This window comes from Lentibacillus halodurans, from assembly GCF_900112045.1.
Classification (GTDB): domain Bacteria; phylum Bacillota; class Bacilli; order Bacillales; family Amphibacillaceae; genus Lentibacillus; species Lentibacillus halodurans.
The window spans coordinates 1-18,949 of the sequence record NZ_FOJW01000018.1; the positions used below are offsets into that span (position 1 = coordinate 1).

General features: G+C 42.9%; 14 protein-coding genes and 1 riboswitch. Of the genes, 13 read left to right on the forward strand and 1 reads right to left on the reverse strand.

Going from position 1 to position 18,949, the window contains the following annotated elements:
- Positions 1-109 precede the first annotated feature (109 nt).
- From BM195_RS16290 to BM195_RS16350, 13 genes are all read left to right on the forward strand, one after another.
- Positions 110-439 (forward strand): hypothetical protein, encoded by a 330-nt coding sequence (locus BM195_RS16290; protein WP_090240973.1) that lies wholly within the window; start codon positions 110-112, stop codon positions 437-439.
- A 145-nt stretch (positions 440-584) separates the two neighbouring features.
- Positions 585-857, forward strand: a complete 273-nt coding sequence (locus BM195_RS16295; protein WP_425283933.1) for a phage holin — start codon at positions 585-587, stop codon at positions 855-857.
- Between the two features lie 180 nt (positions 858-1,037).
- Positions 1,038-2,834, forward strand: a complete 1,797-nt coding sequence (locus BM195_RS16300; RefSeq protein ID WP_090240977.1) for a M3 family oligoendopeptidase — start codon at positions 1,038-1,040, stop codon at positions 2,832-2,834.
- 175 nt (positions 2,835-3,009) lie between these two features.
- A riboswitch (TPP riboswitch) is annotated at positions 3,010-3,113 on the forward strand.
- A gap of 121 nt (positions 3,114-3,234) precedes the next feature.
- On the forward strand, positions 3,235-3,807 hold the full coding sequence (gene thiT, locus BM195_RS16305; protein ID WP_090240979.1) for an energy-coupled thiamine transporter ThiT: 573 nt from the start codon (positions 3,235-3,237) through the stop codon (positions 3,805-3,807).
- Between the two features lie 904 nt (positions 3,808-4,711).
- Positions 4,712-6,133 carry a hypothetical protein gene (locus BM195_RS16310; RefSeq protein WP_090240981.1) on the forward strand — a complete coding sequence of 474 codons (1,422 nt, stop codon included), beginning with the start codon at positions 4,712-4,714 and terminating at the stop codon, positions 6,131-6,133.
- 234 nt (positions 6,134-6,367) lie between these two features.
- Positions 6,368-7,747 (forward strand): Glu/Leu/Phe/Val family dehydrogenase, encoded by a 1,380-nt coding sequence (locus BM195_RS16315; RefSeq protein WP_090240983.1) that lies wholly within the window; start codon positions 6,368-6,370, stop codon positions 7,745-7,747.
- Between the two features lie 938 nt (positions 7,748-8,685).
- Entirely contained in the window at positions 8,686-9,957 is a 1,272-nt protein-coding gene (locus BM195_RS16320; RefSeq protein WP_090240985.1) for an L-lactate MFS transporter, read from the forward strand.
- Positions 9,958-10,141: 184 nt separating this feature from the next.
- On the forward strand, positions 10,142-13,093 hold the full coding sequence (gene fdhF / locus BM195_RS16325; protein ID WP_090240987.1) for a formate dehydrogenase subunit alpha: 2,952 nt from the start codon (positions 10,142-10,144) through the stop codon (positions 13,091-13,093).
- Positions 13,086-13,553 (forward strand): helical membrane plugin domain-containing protein, encoded by a 468-nt coding sequence (locus BM195_RS16330; RefSeq protein ID WP_090240989.1) that lies wholly within the window; start codon positions 13,086-13,088, stop codon positions 13,551-13,553. Before fdhF ends, BM195_RS16330 begins: the two co-directional genes overlap by 8 nt.
- 219 nt (positions 13,554-13,772) lie before the next feature.
- Positions 13,773-15,518, forward strand: coding sequence for a carbon starvation CstA family protein (locus tag BM195_RS16335; protein WP_090240991.1), 1,746 nt, complete (start codon positions 13,773-13,775; stop codon positions 15,516-15,518).
- Between the two features lie 141 nt (positions 15,519-15,659).
- Entirely contained in the window at positions 15,660-15,917 is a 258-nt protein-coding gene (locus tag BM195_RS16340; RefSeq protein ID WP_090240993.1) for a cory-CC-star protein, read from the forward strand.
- A gap of 42 nt (positions 15,918-15,959) precedes the next feature.
- Positions 15,960-16,916 carry an ArsA family ATPase gene (locus tag BM195_RS16345; RefSeq protein ID WP_090240995.1) on the forward strand — a complete coding sequence of 319 codons (957 nt, stop codon included), beginning with the start codon at positions 15,960-15,962 and terminating at the stop codon, positions 16,914-16,916.
- On the forward strand, positions 16,897-17,880 hold the full coding sequence (locus BM195_RS16350; protein ID WP_090240997.1) for a zinc-binding dehydrogenase: 984 nt from the start codon (positions 16,897-16,899) through the stop codon (positions 17,878-17,880). The genes BM195_RS16345 and BM195_RS16350 overlap by 20 nt, the downstream gene beginning before the upstream one ends.
- 198 nt (positions 17,881-18,078) lie before the next feature.
- Here BM195_RS16350 and BM195_RS16355 read toward each other — a convergent pair whose 3' ends face one another.
- Positions 18,079-18,936 (reverse strand): DUF421 domain-containing protein, encoded by an 858-nt coding sequence (locus tag BM195_RS16355; RefSeq protein ID WP_090240999.1) that lies wholly within the window; start codon positions 18,934-18,936, stop codon positions 18,079-18,081.
- Between the last annotated feature and the right edge of the window lie 13 nt (positions 18,937-18,949).

The following is an 18,949-nucleotide window of genomic DNA, read 5'->3' on the forward strand; positions in this document are numbered from 1 at the left end:
GAATCGGACCTTTACAGGCAGTTAATTCCTGTAGAACGCTGGATGTTTTGCAGCCATAGATGCCAGGAACTTACTGCCTGTTAAGGCGGGATAAACAGGAGCAGATATTATGACACGACCATTACTGATTGCACTTGTATTAATTGTTTATATTGTATATGTCGGATTTAAGCATAAGGAGATTTGGAAAAAGTTATCGTTACTGCAGATTATCGGTGTTTTCTTTACATTTGCCGGTGTTGTCAGTATTTCAGGAATCATCCTTTATTACGGCAGCCGGTACATTACTTCCGCTGTTTCAAGCAACATCATGGACTTTGCTATTAAGTTCGTTCTGATCATCATCGTCATCGCAGCAGCAGGACTAATATTTTCTTCGATAGCTGGCAAAATTACAAATGGTGTGATTTCAATTGAGCGGCGACATAAGAAAAACTGAATTTACTGCATGATGATACGTTGTTTTTCAAAAATAGTGCCTTGTTATCTGATGGGAATCTTCCGGACCACAGCCGTTCCAAAAAGCCTTCTGTCTGAACATAATAGTATGGAAAGACTATATGAACATACGAGGAGGTAAACAAGTGGACAAAGGCACTGTTATACGGTCGACGGTACTTGCAGCAGCGCTGATCAACCAATTTCTTGTCATCTTCGGAAAATCACCGCTCCCAATTGATGCTGAAATAATTGAACAGACAGTTTCATTTGTATTCACTTTGGTAACATCCATATGGGCATGGTTCAAAAATAATTATATTACGAAAACAGGCATGAAGCAGAGGGCGGTCTTAATGGAAAATGGTTTTTGTAATAAAAAAGCTGATAGTGAAAATGAAACGGATTCAGATTATTGATGAGTATCATGTCAGCAAATAATTTATCAGCTTGAAGGATCTTTTTCTGATTGATTCATTTCGCCTGAGTAAAATCGATAACTCAGGCGTTTAAATATAGCACAAATTTCCTAATGTAAATTTTCAAATTTATCGATATAATAATAAAATACATAATTTTATTTAAGGGGGAGATGGGGGATGCGAGAGACAATGTTAAATCCTAAATGGGATTTGGATAGCATTTTTCCGGGAGGGAGCACGTCGGAAACATTTCATACCTATTTGGAAAATGTTCAGGAAAATATCCAAAACGTTGGGTCAGAAGTTGATCAGTTTAACCCGAATGATGAAGATGCTGATGCGGGTGTGCTTGCGAATATTGCAACCTGCCTTGAGGATGCTCAAAACAAGATGAAAGAAGCGTTCGCATTTATTAGTTGCCTTAACGCAGAGGATATGAATGATAAAAAGACTGATATTCTGGTTGCCAGAAGAAATGAACTGAGAGCAGAAATGGGTGCGGTCAGGACAAAACTGAATCAAAAACTTACAGAAATCAATGATATAGCATGGAACGAACTTCTGGATAAACCTGAATTGAAGCAGCTTCGTTTTGTTTTGAATGAGAAACGAAAGAAGGCAAAGGAATTGCTTTCGCCTGAACAGGAAGTGCTCATCAACGATTTGGAAGTGGATGGCTATGATGCATGGAATCAAATGTATAATACCATTATCGGGAACATGCGTGTTGAGGTAGAAGAAGATGGCGAAGTGAATTCCTATTCTGTCGGGCAGGCATCGAATAAACTGACAAGTCCTGATCGTTCCATCCGCAAGCAGGTTTTTAAACAGCTTAATAAGGAATGGACAAGAAATTCCGATTTTTTTGGTCAAACGTTAAATCATTTGGCAGGATTTCGTCTGCAAAAGTATAAACATCGCAATTGGCACCATGTTTTAAAAGAGCCGCTTGCAATTAATCGGATGAAACAGGAAACGCTTGACGCCATGTGGACAGCTATTAATCGTAATAAACAGCACTTTGTGGCGTTCCTGCAAAAGAAAGCCGATTTGTTGGGACAGGAAAAATTAAGTATCTATGATGTCAATGCACCTATATCAAAATCGGTGAAAACATCGACATATACAGAGGGTGCGCATTTTATCGTGGAAAATTTTCGTCAGTTCAGTCCGAAAATGGCTAATTTCGCCCAAATGGCCTTTGAAAATCGGTGGATTGAAGCAGAGGATCGACCCGGTAAACGTCCGGGCGGATTCTGTACCAGTTTTCCCGACAGTAAACAGACGCGTATTTTTATGACCTATTCCGGAACATCTGCCAACATCGCAACACTGGCGCACGAATTAGGGCACGCTTATCACCAGCATGTCATGAATGATATACACGGATTAAACCAAGGTTATGCCATGAATGTTGCAGAAACTGCTTCGACATTTGCGGAAATGATTGTTGCGGATGCTTCGGTAAAACGTGCACAAACAAGCGAAGAAAAAGTGGCGCTGCTTGAAGACAAAATTAAGCGCAGTATCGCGTTTTTCATGAACATCCATGCCCGGTTTCTTTTCGAAAGGCGGTTTTATGAGGAACGTCAACAAGGCATGGTTTCTGTCGAAAGGCTAAATGAGTTGATGATCGATGCACAAAAGGAAGCGTATTGTGAAATGCTGGATGAATATGATCCGAATTTCTGGGCTTCGAAATTGCATTTTCATATTACCGGTGTACCATTTTATAACTTCCCCTATACGTTCGGCTATTTGTTCAGCCTCGGAATATATAAATATGCACAGGAGATTGGCAGTGACTTTGAAGATGACTATATTGCATTATTGCGTGATACCGGGCGCATGACAGTGGAAGAGCTCGCAGAAAAACACCTGAATGTTGATCTGACAAAACCAGACTTCTGGGAAAATGCCATAAAGTTGTGTGTCGAAGATGTCGAAACGTTTCTTTCATTAACAACAGCTTGAATACATGTGAGCACCTCGTCAGTTCATGCAACAAGGTACTCGAAATCTGCATCCAGCAAGTACATCACATTGATTGAGCCCAGTCTGAAATCAAGCGGCATTCTATCGTACGGAAAACGTTTGTTAATAACCCAGCTATACGTTATAATGGAAACAGCAAAAAAAGCATAGGTTAGAAGCCTTCAAGGGGAGCCATATGGCTGAGAGTGAACAGACTGCTGTTCTGACCCTTCGAACCTGTTAGTTAATACTAACGTAGGGATGGTGGTTTTTTTGATGGAAACAATAGCAATGTATGAGCGGATTTCCCCATCAGGAAGCTCCCCCTTGGCATTGCTTTTTTTATGTTTAAAAAAATTTAGCAGGCAGTATGGATCTGCCAGCAAAGGGGAAGGTTTTTATGCGTTCAAAACGTACACTGTTTTTGATTGAAGTGGCTGTTTTTACAGCATTGGCACTTATGCTGGACATTATTCCGTTTTTATCGATCAAACTTTGGGCACAAGGTGGTTCTGTATCATTGGCGATGATACCGGTGTTTATTCTTGCGTTTCGCTGGGGACTTAAAGGCGGACTTTTGTCAGGATTTTTATGGGGAATTCTGCAAATTGCTACGGGTACCGGCTATGTGCTCCATCCGGTACAGGGTTTCATTGACTATGCACTAGCCTTTACGGTCATTGGCTTTGCGGGGATTTTTGCGAATCAGGTTCAGGAAGCAGTTCAATCCGGGCAGGCCAAAACCTATCTTACCTATATTACACTTGGGGTTATTCTAGGCAGTATGCTGCGGTTTGCAGCTCATTTTGCAGCAGGTGTTGTATTTTTTGAATCGGCTGTGGAAGGGCAATCTGTCTGGGTTTATTCATTATTGTACAATATTTCTTATATTATTCCATCGTTGATCATTAGTGCAGTTGCCATTTTCCTTTTGTTCCACAAGCAGCCGAGAACATTGCTGCGGGCTGCTTAGGACATTTCATGATCCGCTCATAACCTCAAAATTTAACAAAATATTCCGGGACAATAGTGGCTGAGACAAAAGGATATTAGCCAAAGATACATCCGAACGATGATTCCACTATGATGGGAACAGTTCGGATGTATCTTTTGGGGGATGTTTGAACATTTGTTGCGCATGATCGATCAACTGAGAAGTCACTTGCTCTTAAATTTGCTTGCTTCCATGCTTTTGTTGGTGAGTGCATGATGGTTCTGCGGAAAAAAATACGCCCTTTCCGGGGGCACGGCCTCAGCTAAATTTGGCAAGAAACACACTTGGCAAAGTTGATCTTCGGCTCGCGCTGTTCCCCAGGCGTGTCACATTTTTCCACAGCTTAGAACCGTGTTCTCATCAGGTGACAGCAAGTTCAATGAATGATCGCACGCAACTAACATCAGAATGGAAGGAAGGCTGCACCAAGACAAATTGTCACGCGTTCGCAGTCGGTATCAACGATGAATAAGCATGTGACTGTTGAAAAAGTAAAATGCTGCCCTTCCTGCCCTGTAATCGTTCGTCTTTAACGTGAAAAGTTTTAATTGGGTTCCAGCCTCTATTTTTCATATATACTTGGTATCAAAAGGTGGAATTCGTATGCGGGAACTGATCGGTGAATGCCAGTCATGTGGAAAACACGTCTATTGTGAGAACGGTTTTTTTGATGGGAGTCAGGAGAATGGAAATCTATTGTGTAATCATTGTGCCGAAAAAAATGAATCGAAGCAAAGAAGAACTCCTGAATGAACGGTATCACGCCTGAAGTTCATATTTCAGATCCCGAAGTTTACAATCTAAGTCGCTAAATGTGAATTTTTTCACTGCTTTCTTTCGGTGTGCATAGGCTATAGCACAGTCCGGAAAGGAAGTGTTTAGCGTGGAATTAACCTTATCCCATTGGTTATATGGCCTATTCACATTAATGATCATTTTGACGATGATTTTCCGTAAAGCTGTTGTGCTTCCAACGTTACTCGGAACATTTGTGATTGCCTGGGATTACAAGGGCAGCCTGATCGATGGTTTTACAGCAATATTTAATGCGAATCTCGTTGCAGCGAAAGAACTTTTTAATATCTTTTTGATCATTACGTTCATGTTGGCGCTACTGTATTCCTTGCGTGATCTCGGCGCTGATCGGAGGATGATTCAGCCGATACAGAAATTAATGGTAAATGGCCATGTTTCATTTTTTGTATTAGTTGCAGTGACTTATGTTATCTCATTATTCTTTTGGCCTACTCCAGCTGTACCGCTGATATGTGCCTTGCTTGTTCCAGCAGCCATTCGGTCGGGTCTGCCGGCAATGACTGCTGCAGTGGCTGTTGCATTGGCTGGTCAGGGAATGGCGCTGTCTTCTGACTACATTGTGCAGGTTGCACCGAATTTGTCAGCAACTTCAGCAGGAATCGATATAGCACTTGTCGCTGATAAAGCACTTGCCTTATCGTTGATTGCCGGTGGTGTTGCAATCGGGCTTGCATATCTAATGTATAGGAAGACAATTCGTTCAAAAGACAGTGAACACAATGAAATCGAAATGAGACAGATGCAGACAGCTAAGGAATCAGAAAATATTGCAAAATCGACCCATTTGAATACGTGGAGTAAATTGTTTGCAGTACTTGTTCCGGTTTCACTTTTAGCCGTTGTGATTTACATGATGTATTCGAAACTGAATGCCGGACGGATGAGCGGATTTGAGGGTGGTGACGGTGCCGCATTTGTCGGAGGTGTTGCCGTTATATTGCTGTTATTATCAACTGTGGCATTTGGCCGCCAGAAAGCATTAGATTATATAAGTAATCATATTACTGAAGGCTTTGTCTTTGCGTTTAAAGCAATGGGACCGGTCATTCCGATCGCAGGATTCTTTTTTCTTGGCAGCTCGGATTTTTCCGGAGATATTCTCGGTATGGAGGAAAACGCGCCTGGCTTTCTGTTTGATCTTGTTGAATCCTCACAGCAATTTGTCCCGCAAAGTGCGTTGCTTGCTGCATTTAGTGTCCTGATTATTGGTATTGTTACTGGACTTGACGGATCAGGATTTTCCGGTTTACCGCTAACCGGTGCGCTAGCCGCATCATTGGAAACCACGTCAATTGATGCAGGGACACTCGCTGCGATTGGTCAAATGGGATCTATCTGGACCGGCGGCGGAACCATTGTAGCCTGGTCCTCACTGATAGCCATTGCTGGTTTCTGCGGTGTGTCAGTAATGGATCTAGTCCGAAAAAATTTTTTGCCGGTTATGCTTGGGCTGTTTACTGCTGCCTTATTGGCTCTGTTTATCTTTTAAGGACATTATTCAAAATCCGGTCGTCATAAAACACTAGACATTTTTGACAAACTGTTTGAAAAAAGAAGAGCACTTCTTCTGCGTGCGGAGTGGATGTTAAACACATGTTATTGTTGAATAATTAGTCTTAAAAGTGTAAAACCTCCAAGTAGAATGGTTATAGATATTCATAGCCACAAGTTGTAATATATAGAGGAAAAGGTTGTATTATACAACGAGAACGGAGGTAGCAATATGGGTAATAGTACTGAAAAAATTGTCCAGGAATCGCTGGATGCGTTAATGGATGATGACTCTTTTCTGCCGGAATTAAAAGATCAGGCACGGGAGAAAGCTTTTTCTTCATTGAATTCTATTTTGTCCACTCCGAACCATGTCAACAAGTCTTTTTTGCGCGTTACCCTGGAAAATGGCAAGGTGGAACGCATCCCATCATTCCGGATTCAGCATAACAATATATTAGGTCCGTATAAAGGCGGCATTCGTTTCCATGAATCGGTATCTGAAGAGGAAGTGGGAAATTTCGCTGTACTGATGACGTTGAAAAATGCCTTGCATGAAGTTCCGTTTGGCGGCGGAAAAGGCGGAGTAATCATTAATCCAAGAGAATATTCGGTAAAAGAACTGAATCTGATCTGTCGGAAATATGTTCAATATTTCAGCGATATCATTGGGCCTGATAAAGACATACCGGCACCGGACGTCGGGACGGGTGACCGGGAAATGGATTGGATGATGGGTGAATATAAAAGCATCCATCCCGGCAGGCCATACAGGGGCAGTTTCACCGGCAAAAGTGTCCTCAATGGCGGTTCTTTGGGAAGAAGAGAGGCCACAGGCAAAGGTGTTTACTATTCATTCCGCTATATGCTCCACGATTTTGCTAAAGATCAGGAGAAATGGCTTTCACAGCGTGATAATAAATTTGCCAAAACAGTCTTGGATCATGTCGATCAAACAGTATCGATTGCTGTTCAGGGATTCGGCAATGTCGGTTCTATTGCAGCCCTTGAAGCATATCAATGTCAGTACTTGAACAATAAAATCGTTGCTGTCAGTGACCGGAATGTTACCCTCTATAACTCGGATGGTCTTGATATATCAAACCTGATTGAATACACCGAAAATCATGAGGGTGATCTGCCTACAGACGAGGAACAGTTAAAGGACGCTGATATCAAGGCAACCATCCGGGATCGTGATGATCTCTTGACACTTGACGTAGACGTATTAATGCTGGCAGCCCTCGAAGCTCAAATCCATCAGGAAAATATGAAGGATGTCAAGGCAAGAATCATCGTTGAAGGAGCGAATGCACCGATAACCAGTGGTGCTGATAAATACTTGAGTGAAAACGGTGTTGTCATCATCCCGGATATTCTCGCAAATGCCGGTGGTGTTATTGTTTCCTATCTGGAATGGCTGCAGGGAAGGGAAACACAGTTTATCAGTGAAGATGAAGTGTTCAGCCGGCTTTTTGATCAAATGAAAGAGACATTTGATACGATTTATCCGCAATTTTACGGTGACCCATTTCCATTGCGGCAAAATTGCTATATCCATGCGGTCATGAAAATTTCCACGATCATTTATCGGCAGGGTAAACTATATTGAACATAACTATCAAAGTAAGAGGCTGGAACACAATGAAAACTTTCCATGCTAAAGACGAACGATTACAGGGCAGGAAGTACAGCATTTGACTTTTTCAACAGTCACATCCTTATTCATTGTTGATACCGACTGCGAACGCGTGACAATTTGTTCCTTCCATTCTGATGTTAGTTGCGTGCTATCATTCGCTCCGGCAGCATACTGCGCTTTCCATCGGCACGGCCTCAGCCTCCTCGGAAAGCAAAGACCTCTTCCTGCGGGGTCTTCGACTCGTGCTGTTCCCATAATAGGAGTCTCCGTATGCTGCCTCCGCTCATGTTGGGGTGCTGATTGTTGGAAGAAAAGGACTGATGGAACGATATTCATTGAACTTGCTGTTACCTGATGAGAACACGATTCTAAGCTGCGGAAAAATGCGACACGCCTGAGGGAACAGCGCGAGCCGAAGATCAACTTTGCCAAGTGTGTTTCTTGTCAAAGTTAGCTGAGGCCGTGCCCCGGAAAGGACGTATTTTTCCGCAGCGACCATCATGCACTCACCAACAAAAGCATGGAAAAAAGCGAATCTAAGGCCAAGTAACTTCTCAGTTGATCGATCATTCGCAACAAATTTTCAACAATACCCTCAAAAGATACATCCGAACTGTTCCAATCATAGTAGAATCATCGTTCGGATTTATCTCTGGTTAATATACTTTTGTCTCAGCTTCGTTTTACTGTTTTGAAACGTATCAGGGAAAATTGACATGCATTATCCATTATGGTAACGTAACATTTAAATATTTTGGAATATATGATTTATTGTGATAATTTTAACGTTGTGTCTGTTTAGATTTTATGTAACTGCTTGCATACGATGATGAAGCTATTAAGATACTTTAATGTGCTGTTTTAAAAGTGAATATTTTCATATAATCCGCTTCAGGAGGAGGTAGAAAATGGAAAAAGTCAAAAATCGCTGGTTAATTGCTTTGTCTGGGGTAGGAATACATATTTGTATAGGGTCTGCGTATGCCTGGAGTGTGTTCACAAATCCGATGGCTGATGCGTATGGCTGGAGCACAAGCCAGATTTCACTGGCATTTAGTATTGCCATTTTTCTATTAGGATTCTCCGCAGCTTTTATGGGAAAGTTTGTTGAGAAAAGAGGGCCGCGTATTTCTGGTATGCTATCGGCCATATTTTTTGGTATAGGTGTTATGGGAACAGGACTTGCGACTTTTTTTGAATCACTGATTTTACTCTACTTTTTTTACGGTATCGTTGGTGGTATTGGCCTCGGAATCGGCTATATAGCGCCCGTATCAACACTTGTAAAATGGTTTCCTGATCACCGTGGATTGGCAACGGGACTTGCTATAATGGGCTTCGGATTTGCATCGCTGATCAGCGGTCCTGCCGGCGAGGCTCTAGTCAGTTCAGTTGGCATTTCAAATGCATTTTATATTTTGGGGGCATGCTATTTGATTATTATGATGGCAGCATCGCAGTATCTGGCTCCACCCCCGGAGGACTGGAAACCTGAAGGGATGAAGGACGAAAAAGCTGATGAACAGAAGCAGAGAAAAGAAGATCTTTCACAAATGACAGCCAACGAGGCTATTAAGACGAAGCCGTTTTGGATGTTATGGACGATGTTGTTTCTTAACGTCACGACAGGTATTGCGATCATCTCTGTTGCATCCCCCATTGGACAGGAAATTACTGGCATGTCCGCTGTTACGGCAGCGACAATGGTAGGGGTTATGGGGCTTTTCAATGGTGTTGGCAGACTCGGATGGGCTACTATTTCGGACTACATTGGAAGACCGAATGTGTATACGATCTTTTTTACCATCGGAACCATTTCGTATTTTACCTTACCTGTTATTACATCTGTTATTTTATTTCAAATTCTTGTATTTGCAATCGTTTCCTGTTATGGAGGGGGATTTGCGTCAGTTCCGGCTTATATTGGGGACTTGTTTGGAACCAAGCAGCTTGGTGCGATACACGGCTATATTTTAACTGCTTGGGCAGTTGCCGGTGTCGTTGGTCCCATGCTGCTCTCATTGGTCTATGATGCAACAAATAGCTATCAGCTTGTCTTGCTTATATTTGGTGGAATGCATGTTGTTTCTTTAATCATTTCCCTTTGGATAAGAGTTGTCATGCGGCAAATGAAAAAAGAGAAAATAAACATGGACCATACACAGGCTTCACAACTGTAGCAATAGGGTTGGCAACAAATGAGCAGGCAGTAATTCCGGCATCACCAAAAAATGATATGTACAGTAGATTATGGTTACTTTTCATTTCTTCAAGTATGTTATAATATTTAAAAAATATAAATAATTGACATTAGGTGCAGGAAATTTGTAAGGGCTTTCGTTCTATTCTTTAGGAGGGGATAACGTGCAGAACCATGAACATGTCGTGGTTACCATTAACGGGGAAGATTATCTGGCAGCGCCCAATCAGAATCTGCTGGATTTAATTAACACGACCGATCAATTTGTACCGCAAATTTGCTATAATGCGTCACTAGGTCCTGTTCAGACCTGTGACACATGTATGGTTAAAGTGGATGGGGAAATAGTTCGTGCTTGCGGAACGACAGTGGAGGCCGGTATGGAAGTGAATACTGAGCTGGAACATGTCAATGCAGCACAAAAGGAAGCACTTGACCGTATCCTGGAAAAGCATGAGCTGTACTGTACCGTGTGCGATTACAATAATGGTTCATGTGAAATTCATAATACAGTCGCGGAATTTGGGCTTGAACACCAATCACGCCCGTTTGAGCCGAAGCCATATGAAATCGACAATTCCAGTCCATTTTATCGCTATGATCCGGATCAGTGCATTTTGTGCGGCCGTTGTGTGGAAGTCTGTCAGGATATTCAGGTAAATGAAACGCTTCTGATAGACTGGGAACGCGAACAGCCGCGTGTAGTCTGGGATAATGATGTTCCAATCGACCAATCATCATGTGTAAGCTGCGGACAATGTGCCACTGTTTGTCCGTGTAACGCCTTAATGGAAACATCGATGGTTGGAGAGGCAGGCTATATGACCGATCAAAAACCGGGATTGTTGCGTTCCATGATCGATGTGACCAAAAAAGTGGAAACCGGCTACGGAGCGTTAATGGCTGTCTCTGATACTGAGGCTTCAATGCGGGAAGAGCGCATAGAAAAAACGAAAACCGTTTGTACATATTGTGGTGTCGGATGTACATTTGATGTCTGGACAAAAGACCGGAAAATATTGAAAGTAGAGCCGCAGCAGGATTCTCCGGCGAATGGGATTTCGACGTGTGTAAAAGGCAAGTTTGGCTGGGATTACGTGAATTCCGAAGAAAGGCTGACGAAGCCCTTAATCCGTGACGGTGAGTCTTTTGTAGAAGTCGAGTGGGATGTGGCACTGGATTACACAGCTAAACGCTTTTCCGAAATTAAAGCTGAGAAAGGCGCTGATGCTTTAGGATTCATCGCTTCATCAAAAGCTACCAACGAAGAATCATATGTCATGCAAAAATTGGCACGTCAGGTAATCGGCACGAATAACGTTGATAACTGCTCGCGTTATTGTCAGGCACCTGCGACAATGGGACTTTTCCGTACGGTAGGACATGGCGGTGACTCCGGTTCCATCGATGATATCGCCGAGGCGGATATGGTCATTACCATCGGATCTAATACAGCGGAATCTCATCCGGTGCTGGCATCCAGGATTAAGCGCTCACAAAAATTATTCGGCCAAACATTGTATGTATTTGATTTGCGGAAACATGAAATGGGGCAGCGAGCAGATCGCTTCTTCCAGCCGAAAAGCGGGACAGATCTGGTATGGCTGTCAGCAGTAACGAAATACATCATTGATCAGGGCTGGGAAGACCGTGATTTTATCAATACATGGGTGAACGGCTTTGACGATTACAAGCAATCCCTGGAAAAATTCACATTGGCCTATGCAGAAGAATTAACGGGCATTTCTAAAGAAGCATTAATTGAAATTGCCGAACAAATTGTCAGCGTTGATAAACTTGCCATTTGCTGGGCAATGGGGGTAACACAGCATCAGCTTGGCAGTGATACAAGTACTGCTATATCGAATCTATTATTGATCACCGGTAATTACCGGCGAAATGGTACAGGGGCATACCCGTTGCGTGGTCATAACAATGTTCAGGGCTGCAGTGATTTCGGAAGCATGCCGAATTTTTTCCCGGGATATGAAAAAGTTGCCGATGATGATGTCCGTAAACGATATGAAGACGCATGGGAAGTTGAAATTCCGGCTGAACCGGGAAAAGATAATCATGAAATGATCGGTGCCATTCATGAAGGAAATCTCCATTCTCTGTATGTTCTGGGTGAAGATACCGGGATTGTAGATGCCAACATCCATTATGTTACAGCTGCTTTTGAAAAACTGGAATTTTTCGTCGTTCAGGATTTATTTTTAACCGAAACAGCAAAATATGCGGATGTTATTTTGCCCGCGGTTCCTAGTCTTGAAAAAGAAGGCACATTTACGAATACGGAACGTCGGATTCAGCGGCTGTATAAAGCGCTTGACACAAAAGGTGATTCCCGTCCGGATTATGAAATCATTACAGATCTGGCAGGGAGACTGGGGTATGATTGGGGATATGACCATCCGGCAGTGATAATGGATGAAGCGGCATCTCTTGCACCGTTATTTGCGGGGGTAAGCTATGATCGGCTGACCAATTACAATAGCCTCCAATGGCCGGTTGCTGCAGATGGTACGGATACACCACTACTGTACACTGACGGGTTCCCGTTTGCTGATACCAAAGCAAGATTATACCCGCTGGATTATCAGCTAATGTATGACACAAATCATGAATATGACTTGCACGTGAATAACGGCAGAGTGCTGGAACACTTTCATGAAGGCAACATGACTTATAAATCGAAGGGTATCACAAGTAAAATGCCGACTGCGTTTATTGAAGTTTCACCTGAACTGGCAGAAGAACGCGGCATAAACGAAGGTGCTGAAGTTAAGTTGATATCGGAAGCCGGTGAGGCGACCGGACTGGTGCATATTACAGACAGAGTTAGCGGAAGAGAACTGTATTTGCCTTTGAATGACAATGGCAAAACAGCCGTTAATTACTTAACCGATAACCGTGTTGACAAAGATTCGGATACGCCTGCTTATAAAGAGATAGCGGTCCGGATGGAAGTTATGAAGAAAAAAGGCAAAAGCCCGCTGCCACCAAATAATTACCGGCGCGGAAATCCGCAGTCGCAACTCGGTGTAAAACCGGAACGGAAATGGGATCGTCATGACTATGTTTTCCCGGGAAGTCAGGTGAAACAAAATGGCTGAACAAATATCCAGGATTAAGCGTATGGAAATCTCTGAAGAAACGATTCGGAAAAGGAATCTTGAAGAGATTAAGAAGGCAGTCAGTGATCATAAGGAAGCTGTTTTAAAAGGAATTGATTTTCTGGAAACACTGAATAAGAGTGGAACACTGGATATGGTTGATGCGCTCATTAAACATCGTGAGGATGCATTGGAAAATGTTATGCGGGAAATAAACAAACCACAGTATGCTGCCACGCTTGAGAACTTGCCCAAGTTGCTTATACTTATCGGCGAACTGAATGTGGAGGACATGGAACGATTCGCTGAGAGATTAAATCATGGTGTAAAAGAGGCGGCTGCTGCAGAAGTTTCGGAACATACATCCTATATGGGTTTGATCAAAGCGCTAAAAGATCCTGAAATTAACCGGAGTGTCACCATGCTGCTTCAATTTCTGCGCGGGATGGGGAAAGAATAGTCATCAACCCCCGACAACTGGCTTTACAGTGATCGGGGGTTTTGTTGGCATACATTTCAATTGAGGCTCTCGAAAAGATGTGACATTTATACATAATATTTACATTCCACAATATTTTCAATAAAATAAAGTTGTATTATCCGAAAGCGGTTACACATAAAATTGTATGGGGTCCTTTGAAGTCTAGACATCCCAATCTAAATTAAAAGGGGGAGACATATGAACAGTATATTGGTAGCAATCATTGGTCTTGTGATATTTGCGCTCGGCTACCGTTATTATTCAAAATTTGTTGCAGAAAAAATATTCCGTCTTGATCCCAACTATGTTACGCCGGCACACCGGTACAAAGACGATGTTGATTTTGTACCGACGAACAAGTTCGTCCTATGGGGGCATCATTTTACATCTGTTGCGGGTGCTGCGCCAATTCTCGGTCCTGCAATAGCGGTCTACTGGGGATGGCTTCCCGCGCTTTTATGGGTGATTCTCGGAACGGTTTTTGCAGCAGGTGTGCATGACTTTGGGACACTGGCCATTTCAGTCCGGAATAAAGGGCAATCCATCGGTACACTTGCCAACAGACTGATTGGACAACGGGCAAAGATATTATTTTTATTTATCATCCTTATTCTCGTTTTAATGGTAAATGCTGTGTTTGCCTGGGTCATTGCCAATCTGTTTATTTCTTATCCATCGAGTGTTCTGCCTGTATTCATTCAAATTCCGCTGGCTATATGGATTGGTTATGCGGTATATAAGCGGAATATAAAAATGCTTCTTCCATCGGTGATCGCACTCGGTGTTATGTATTTGACTGCAGTTATTGCCAGCCAGGTCAGCTTTTTGCAGATCGATCTGGTTCAATATTTCGGTGGTGACGGAAGTGGCGGTATTTTTGGGCTTGGTGCCGTCAACAGCGCTTTTCTTATTTGGATTATTATTTTAATGGTTTATGTGTATATCGCTTCCACTTTGCCGGTCTGGAAGCTGCTTCAGCCCCGTGATTTCATTAATTCGCACCAGCTTGTTGTAGGGTTGGCGATCCTGTATTTGGGACTCTTGTTTACCAACCCGGACATTACCGCACCTGCTACAAATCCGGGTGCTGACACACCATGGTTCCCGCTTTTATTCATTACGGTAGCATGTGGTGCGATATCAGGTTTTCACGGTCTGGTTTCAAGCGGAACGTCCTCAAAACAGCTTAATAAAGAAACGGATGCCCGTTTTGTCGGTTATTTTGGAGCGGTTGGTGAAGGTACCCTTGCACTGGTTTCCATATTGGCTGTCGTAACGTTCTTCGGCACAACAGATGAGTTTTTTGGAACATACAGCAGTTTCACGGCCGCTAATGAAGCTGGGCTCAACGTGTTTGTTGATGGTGCGAGCGTATTGGCCACTGGACTCGGGATTCCATCTGATATAGCTGCTACAATCGTATCCATTATTGTCGTCAGTTTTGCAGCGACAACCCTTGATACGTCAGTTCGAATGATGCGTTATATTATTACGGAACTTGGTATTGAATATAAGGTACCTGCCTTGACGAAAATGCATGTGGCAACGTCTGTGGCCGTTATTTCCAGTACTGTTCTTGTATTGCTTCCTGAGGGATCCAGAGGGTTTGGATCAGGCGGTTATCTCCTATGGCCATTATTCGGAACATCCAACCAGCTGCTTGCCGGCATCAGTCTCTTGCTCATTTCCATTTGGCTGAAAAAACGGGGAAGCAATTATCTGGTTACATTGATTCCAATGATCTTTATCATGTTTATGACACTGTGGGCAATGTTCCGGCAAGTCTTATTTGAATGGTCATGGTTTGGCAGTGATCCGAAAATGCTACTGTTCGTGCTTGGATCCATTATATTTGTCTTTGCCGTGTGGATCGTTTTGACAGCATTCAGTACAATAACCCGTAACATGGATCCGCCTAATGACTTGGATGAGAACGTAAACTAGTCATGGAAAGGAGCCGGTACATCCGGCAAATTACCTGAATTCAGGCAAGAAAGGCTGAAATAATAAGCCGGATTTTGAATGTGTTTTAAAAAGGGATCATGCAGCAAGCTGGTCCCTTTAGTTTTTAAGCGAGGTGATAAAATGCTTGAGCAGCTCAAAAAACTAGTGGCTTTTTACGAGGAAGTATTAAATATGCCGCACCGTCAGGAAATCGCGAGGGAACTGAGGAACCAGGACGATCTATTTTTATTGCTATTATATTCAGAAATGATCGGCATCCCGAATCCGGTTTATTATTATACCCTCGAATTGTATCCCTATATGATTGAAGAATTTCATGACTGGCATTTACGGATGGGTATGGATAAATCACCGCTGACCGGAATCCGCTGCTGTTAGCAACCACTCCTGTAGACCTGGAAAATGGAAAGGATGTGCCAAATGCAAGTTTTACAGAAAAAAATTATTTTCGTTGGCGGTAAGGGTGGCGTCGGGAAGTCAACTTCTGCTGCGGCCATTGCCTGGAAATCTGCTAAGAACGGTAACTCAACACTTTTAATTTCAACTGATCCGGCACATAATCTTGGTGATATTTTTGCCAAATCCATTGGCGGCAGCATAACTAGGATTTCAACAAATCTTGATGCCCTTGAAATCGATCCAGCCATCGAGACTGAACACTATATAAAAGGGGTCAAGGACAATATAAAAAATGTTGTGCATTCCAGCATGATGGAGGAGGTGCACCGGCAGCTTGATACGGCCAAATCCTCACCCGGTGCAGATGAAGCAGCATTGTTTGATAAATTGATTTCCATCATATTGGAGGAAAACGATCATTACGATAAGCTCATATTTGACACGGCTCCGACAGGTCACACTATCCGGCTGTTGTCATTACCTGAACTGATGGGCGTCTGGATTAAGGGAATGCTGAAAAAGCGGAAGAAGACAAATGACAATTATACGCAATTGCTCAACGATGGTGACCCGGTTGAGGATCCGATCTATGATGTTTTGAAGGAACGTCAGGAACGGTTTTCCACGGCAAGAGAAATATTGCTTGACGGGAATTTGACTGGTTTTGTGTTTGTGATAAATCCGGAACGTCTTCCGATTACGGAAACGGAAAAAGCGATCAAATTACTTGATCAATACCATCTGCATGTGAAAACATTAATTATAAATAAAATACTGCCGGAACATGCAGACGGCAAATTTTTAATAGAGCGGAAAGAACATGAACGGCAATATATTGATTTGATCAACAGAACATTTACAAAACAGGAAAAAATATATGTGCCATTGTTTCCGCATGATATCATCAGTACAGAACATTTGGAAACATTCAGTTACTATTATCGGGAGGAGCAGAAACATGAAAGCTTTCGTACATGAGTATGGTGAACTGACAATAAAAGAGATGAACGAGCCATTTGCCGACCACGGACAGGTAGCTGTTTCCATCCGAACAGCCGGTTTGAACCGACGGGACGTAACTATTGCCGGGCGAAGAGGGAATGAAGCTGGTGCATTAATTATCGGTTCAGACGGTGCTGGTGTGATTGCGTCCATCGGAGAAGGTGTGTCTGAATTTTCGGTTGGTGATGAAGTGATTATCAATCCTTCACTCGGCTGGTATGAACATCGTGATGCACCACCGGAACAGTTCGATATCCTCGGGATGCCTGATAATGGAACATTTACAGAATTGATTGTTTTACCCGCAGAACAAGTTGAACGAAAACCTGAGCATTTATCCTGGGATGAAGCGGGTGTGCTTGCATTGTCAGGATTGACCGGATATCGGGCGCTATTTACAAAAGGAAACTTACAAGCGGGGGAAACGCTGTTTATCCCTGGTGCGGGCAGTGGTGTGGCAACATATTTGATTCAATTTGCTAAAAACGCCGGTGCCCGTGTAATCGTTACATCTCGAAGTGAAACGAAGCGCAAACAGGCAATCGAGCTTGGTGCCGATAGAGCTTTGGATACAAACAGCAGCTGGCCTGAAGAATTGAAAGAGGAAACGATTGATATTGTGATTGACAGTGTTGGACAAGCGACGTTTAACCGTTCGCTGGAAGTGCTGAAAAAAGGCGGGCGTATCGTGACATTCGGTGCGACAACAGAAGATGTGGTTGAATTGAATCTCCGGCAATTTTTCTACGGACAGTATAAGCTGATTGGTACGACAATGGGCAGCCAGGAAGAGCTTCGTGCCATGCTAGAATACATTAATACTCATCAGATCCATCCGATTGTCGATCGTACTTTTTCATTGGATGATGCCCGCGAAGCTATGAATTACTTGAAAGAAAGTAAACAATTCGGCAAAGTCGCTTTATGGATTAGTGAGTAAGGTCAGGCGGGCTCTCTTTGTTGGGGGGGGAGCCTGCTTTTTTGCTTTTAGCAAAAGAATAGGGGAGCTTCAGAATAGAGCAAAGTTTCAGCAGAAAAGTGAGCGTATCGACAGAAGAGAAAAATATCGAAAGAAGAGCAGAATCCATTGAAAATATAAACATCATGCCCGACTCTACTAGATGAAAAGCGCCGCATCTCATTGTAAATACGGCGTTATTTTATCAATCGCTTGCTGCATTCGCTCACTGTTCTGTTGATATAATTGTTTGGATTCCTGACTTTCTGTTGCCAGCGCAAACAATTCCAGGTCTGCCTGGCATTTTTTCATTGTAGCAAGAAGCAAAGGCTTTTCAGTTGGTTCGGGGACCGTAAGCTGATCATCATACAGATCAACTGTTAATTGGCCATCACTGTCGACTTGACCGAGAAAAACATTTTCTATGCTGACGTTCATTTTGTCCAGTTCTGTTTCCAACCAATTTGTGTTCAGTGATGCATTTGCCAAAGGTTCCAACAGCGCTTTCCCATCCATAATAACAGTTTGGGGTTCTTTCTCCGGTGAAACTTTTTGACCAAGAATTTTGGGCGTGATTGGCTGGTTCTCTTTTTTGGGGAGGACATTCACCTGACCGGTCGGTTCGAGAACGGCAAACTCAACGTCAGATGCCTTGAATACATTGTTGTTACGTAATTCTTCCAGCAGTTCATCCGTGGTGAATCGTTCTTTTTTCATGTTGTCTTCCATGATTTTGCCATTTTGAATTAAAACGGTTCCTTTCCCTTGAACGAAATTACGGAATCGTTTGCTCTTTAGTGCCATAAATTCAACCGCAAATGGAATGAAAAACCAGACTGCCAGTGCCAATATTCCATAAGCTACATTTGCCGTCACATCGCTCACATGTATGGCCACAATACCGCCGATGACAATGCCCGTAATATATTGAAACGTATCCAGCTGCGACATTTGTTTTTTGCCGAGCCCTTTGGTGATCAAAAATAAAATGGTTAAAAAAACGATTGAACGAATTAAAATTTCTGCCCAACCTGGCATGGAATCATTCCTT